Raw genomic sequence first — 4,314 nt, forward strand, 5'->3', positions numbered from 1 at the left:
CAAAACAGCCCTGCTGCAGTCTGGAGATCCGACTTAGCATCTTTTCGGATCTGCACGGCGGGAAACCTGCCATTGATATGATAATCGTCCTAAACACATAAAATCATTCTTGATGTGATATTTATCATAAATCACAATATAATATCTAATATGATGTTTGCTCAATGCGATATAAATAATTCGAGGTATGATTTTTTACCTAACCGGACATTATCAGATGGAGCGTGCAGGATGGATGAGAAAGAAGTGAATTTTTCACTCAGCTATGAGCAGCTGACCCGGATAGCGGAAGAGCGTATCCGTGAATGCAATCTGGACAGCCAGGGCGCGATTTACATCAGCGAGTCAGCCAAGGCCGGTGCCGTGCTGAGCTATTGGTATGAACTGGCCATAAATGGCTATGCCTCAGTGAATGCCATAAAGAGACAAGAGCTCATAGACGCCGATCACCTGCGCCTCAGACAACTCATCTGGCCGGAGGCGGACAAGCAATGACTCAGGCGCGCCGACCATCGCCGCTGCAGCGGCGGGTGCTGATTGTGCTGGCCGCCCTCGATGCGAAACGGCCGGGCCCGGTGGCGACGCGGGATATCGAGCGGGTGCTGGAGCAGGGCGGGGACGCCCCGGTGTACGGGCCGAACCTGCGCGCCTCCTGCCGGCGCATGGAAGCCGCGGGCTGGCTGCGCACCCTGCGCGCCCCGAACCTGCAGCTGGCCGTCGAGCTGACGGAGGCCGGTCGCGGCATTGCAGAACCGCTCTTCCAGGCAGAACGCGAGGCTGAAACGGCACGACAACGACTGACAGACGTCCGGCGTCTGCCGTTACGCCAGACGGCTGCCGGTGACGCGGTGGAGTTGCAGCTGGATGACGGCCATTACACCATCAGGGAAGCGGCCTACGTGATCCGTCTGGACGGTACCACCTGTCTGCAGCTGACGGATGCCGGCGGCATACGCCGGATAAAAGAGGGCGATCCCCTGCAGGTGGCCAGCTGGTATCAGACCTGTTTTGATGCAGGCCTGCCGGTCACCGTCCAGGTGAATGAGAGCCGGGACTGATCGCCACCACACAAGGAACATGAGCATAAAATGAAAGTCACTGAACCCGGGCTGAATAAGCTGATCGATAACCTGAACACCCTGATTTGCGAGGACAGCCTGCTCACGCGCCAGGAGCGTGAAACGCTGGTACTGGCCGTCGCCGCTATCGGCGCCATGAAAGCGCGCGTCGGCTTGAAAAAAGGCGATGCGCCGACCGTTGCCAGACGGGAAAAAAGGGAGAAAAAAGACCGCCAGCCTGATCCGCGTTTTCCGCGAGCCGGTCATCCCTGGCAGGAAGACGAAAAAACCTTACTGAGTGATGCGCTCGATTCGGTACCGGACGAAGAGATTGGCAAGCATCTGTTCTGGCTTTCCGAGAAACTGGGCAGAACGCCTTTCAGTGTTGCTTTCCAGATCGCGGCAATCAGGGAGCTGCAGGACGGGTGGGAGGAGCAGTTCAGGGAGATTTCGGATAACATACGCTTGTCCGGTCTGAGCATCAGTGATTATCTGAAGCAGAACGGCACGGACCTGAACGCCTGAATGCCATTTTCGTTACAGACAAATTATATAACTGAGGGCAGTGATGAAAACAGCGGTATGGGTGGTGGTGTATTTCGCGATGTGTTTTCTGCTTTTCACAGGATGGATGTTCGCCTTTGCGCAGTATACGCCCTATAACGGGCAGGAACACGCGTTTTCTCTGACGTATCTGCTTAATTTATTTTTTCTTCATGTTGTGATGGTACCTTACTACGAGTTTATTCAGACTGAAACATACAGCAATACATTAATGAGTATGGCAGATGAATCCGGTCAGATGATACGTTTTCATCACGTAGTGCCTGTTCTCTGGATATATAGTCTGTCCGCACTCTTAACTTTTGTGGTTTACATTACATATGCAAAATGGTTCACTCATAACCAACTGAAAGAAAAGCATCTTCCAGAATGATATTACCGGGACACCTCAGGATATAAATTAATGACGAAACAGGAATGGATTTTACGACTACGCCGCTGTACATCACAGGAAACTCTGGAAAGGATAATAGAAAAAAATAAATATTCCCTGACGGATGACGAACTTGAGCACTTTAATGCTGCAGTGGATCACCGGCTGGCGGAAATGGCAATGGGGAAGTTTTATGATAAAATACCTGCAGGCGTCTGGAAATATGTTAAATAATACAGCCAGCATCAGTCTGTTCGCAGTTATCTCACCTGGAGCGCAATCATGAATATGATATTTGAACTGATTGGATTGTTACTGGTAGTCGGATGCGCATTCTTCACCACTTTTTTCTTAGCCGCAGTAGCAGGCACTATGGTAGTTATTCTTGGATGGGGAATTTCTATTGTCACCCCGAAGGTGGTTACCTGTACTAATGATTGCATCACTACTGTTTTTGATGCCAAACCCTTTGGCTGGCTTCTGATTGTGTTTTCATTAACCATGATGTTCTTTATTATCAGGGGTATGATTAAACGTTAGATTGCCTTTAGTGTGTAGTTAAATCATCATCACAACAGCGTTAATCTGAAACTGATATTGCCGGAGGGGATCATCATGACGGGAAGAGGCATTAACACAGTACGTATCGGTGATGAAGTGAAGCACATCGCCGAGCTCGATGCACTAACACTCATGCATGAATGGTCAAAGCTTAAAAAAGAAAATGCAGACCTGTATGACTATAACCGTCAGGTTAACCGGGGGTGGCGCGGTTTTATTCTTCGCCTGATGGGTATCCATTTGCCTGAAAAAAAACGTGTTTGTCTTTATGGCATTAATGCCAGAAAAGAATCCATCTATCCCGACTGAAGCCGTGCTGGCAGTGATAGTGAGCAGGCCATTGCAGAAGAATAGCTGTAATTTGACGATAAGTTGCTGATATTTAACATAAAATGCATTATCGGTACTTTGAAGTGTATAGCATTTGCTATACGTTCGTGTTGTGTTATTCTTGTATATCAATTGCTATACAAGAGAGGTGTGTATGAAATCAGATGTTCAACTCAACCTAAGAGCTAAAGAGTCTCAGAGAGCACTCATCGATGCTGCTGCAGAGATCCTTCATAAATCGCGAACCGACTTTATCCTGGAGATGGCCTGCAAGGCTGCGGAGAATGTGATCCTTGATCGCCGTGTTTTCAATTTTAACGACGAACAGTATGCAGAGTTCATCGATATGCTCGATGCACCAGTCGAGGATGAGCCCGCCATTAATAAACTACTGGCAAGGAAACCTCAGTGGGACGTATAACCACGCCCGAGCCGTTATCCAGCTCTCATCAGCTGGCTGAGTTCGTCAGTGGAGAGACAGTCCTCGATGAATGGCTAAAACAGAGAGGTTTAAAAAATCAAGCTCTTGGCGCTGCCCGAACGTTCGTTGTTTGCAAGACGGGTACGAAGCAAGTAGCTGGTTTTTACTCTTTGGCCACCGGTAGCGTTAACCATACGGAAGCGACAGGTAGTCTTCGGCGTAACATGCCAGATCCTATACCGGTGATTATACTCGCTCGCCTGGCGGTAGATGTCTCATTGCACGGAAAAGGGGTTGGCGCCGATTTACTCCACGATGCAGTTCTACGGTGTTATCGCGTAGCTGAGAACATTGGGGTTCGTGCGATAATGGTTCATGCGCTTACTGAAGAAGCCAAAGGTTTCTATGCTCACCATGGATTTAAGGCATCACAAACTCATGAGAGGACTCTGTTTCTAAAGCTTCCATGACTGGTTGCTGGAATGGGAAAGTAGCTGGTTACCGTCTTAACATATTGATTTTTATGTTATTTATTTTAATATTTAACATAATCTTTGTTATGCGAACCGGCTTTTGTAATGGCTCAATAGTAATGTCCGCCTGGGGGCTGCGGATGTTTTCCTGGACTGTTATGTTGTGATCCCAAGATGCTGCCGGTACTTCACAGGACTCATTGCACCTAATGATAGCTTGATACGTTTCTCGTTATACCAGCGTATGTACCTGTCCAGGAAGCAGATAAATTTTTCCAGCGTGATACCCGCCCAGTCTCTGCCATAGAACATTTCGTTTTTGATACGCCCGAAGAAGCCTTCACACGCAGCATTATCCGACGAGCATCCTTTGCGCGACATGGACCTTATAAGTCCGGAGGTGTTGATACGCTCGAGCCAGCCCGGCCACCGGTAATGGCCACCACGATCGCTGTGTATCACCGGTTTANCATGTTCGTTGAGCGTATCGAGTGCGTCATCGAGCATCGTATTCACCAGCGTCGCGTCCGGCGT

General features: G+C 48.9%; 10 protein-coding genes. 9 read left to right on the forward strand and 1 reads right to left on the reverse strand.

The annotated features are described in order from the left end of the window. The first annotated feature begins 231 nt into the window (after positions 1-231). From HMPREF1024_RS00300 to HMPREF1024_RS00260, 9 genes are all read left to right on the forward strand, one after another. Positions 232-495 (forward strand): hypothetical protein, encoded by a 264-nt coding sequence (locus HMPREF1024_RS00300; protein WP_009310051.1) that lies wholly within the window; start codon positions 232-234, stop codon positions 493-495. After that, positions 492-1,058 (forward strand): hypothetical protein, encoded by a 567-nt coding sequence (locus tag HMPREF1024_RS00295; protein WP_009310052.1) that lies wholly within the window; start codon positions 492-494, stop codon positions 1,056-1,058. Before HMPREF1024_RS00300 ends, HMPREF1024_RS00295 begins: the two co-directional genes overlap by 4 nt. 30 nt (positions 1,059-1,088) lie before the next feature. After that, positions 1,089-1,583: a hypothetical protein gene (locus tag HMPREF1024_RS00290; protein WP_009310053.1), complete on the forward strand. Its 495-nt coding sequence runs from the start codon at positions 1,089-1,091 to the stop codon at positions 1,581-1,583. A 43-nt stretch (positions 1,584-1,626) separates the two neighbouring features. Beyond that, entirely contained in the window at positions 1,627-1,995 is a 369-nt protein-coding gene (locus HMPREF1024_RS00285; RefSeq protein ID WP_009310054.1) for a hypothetical protein, read from the forward strand. Positions 1,996-2,025: 30 nt separating this feature from the next. Beyond that, positions 2,026-2,229 carry an HHA domain-containing protein gene (locus tag HMPREF1024_RS00280; protein ID WP_004098931.1) on the forward strand — a complete coding sequence of 68 codons (204 nt, stop codon included), beginning with the start codon at positions 2,026-2,028 and terminating at the stop codon, positions 2,227-2,229. 48 nt (positions 2,230-2,277) lie between these two features. Further along, the gene (locus tag HMPREF1024_RS00275; protein WP_004098928.1) at positions 2,278-2,535 is read left to right on the forward strand and encodes a hypothetical protein; all 258 of its coding nucleotides are present in this window, start codon (positions 2,278-2,280) and stop codon (positions 2,533-2,535) included. Positions 2,536-2,610: 75 nt separating this feature from the next. Beyond that, positions 2,611-2,865, forward strand: coding sequence for a hypothetical protein (locus HMPREF1024_RS00270; protein ID WP_004118702.1), 255 nt, complete (start codon positions 2,611-2,613; stop codon positions 2,863-2,865). A 175-nt stretch (positions 2,866-3,040) separates the two neighbouring features. Beyond that, positions 3,041-3,307 carry a DUF1778 domain-containing protein gene (locus HMPREF1024_RS00265; RefSeq protein ID WP_003026799.1) on the forward strand — a complete coding sequence of 89 codons (267 nt, stop codon included), beginning with the start codon at positions 3,041-3,043 and terminating at the stop codon, positions 3,305-3,307. After that, on the forward strand, positions 3,295-3,777 hold the full coding sequence (locus tag HMPREF1024_RS00260; protein WP_003026803.1) for a GNAT family N-acetyltransferase: 483 nt from the start codon (positions 3,295-3,297) through the stop codon (positions 3,775-3,777). Before HMPREF1024_RS00265 ends, HMPREF1024_RS00260 begins: the two co-directional genes overlap by 13 nt. A gap of 159 nt (positions 3,778-3,936) precedes the next feature. Here HMPREF1024_RS00260 and HMPREF1024_RS00255 read toward each other — a convergent pair. Beyond that, a partial coding sequence (locus HMPREF1024_RS00255; RefSeq protein WP_009310055.1) for an IS3 family transposase occupies positions 3,937-4,314 on the reverse strand: 378 nt, incomplete at its 5' end.

The sequence above is a fragment of the Klebsiella sp. 4_1_44FAA genome, assembly GCF_000238715.1.
Lineage (GTDB): Bacteria > Pseudomonadota > Gammaproteobacteria > Enterobacterales > Enterobacteriaceae > Klebsiella > Klebsiella pneumoniae.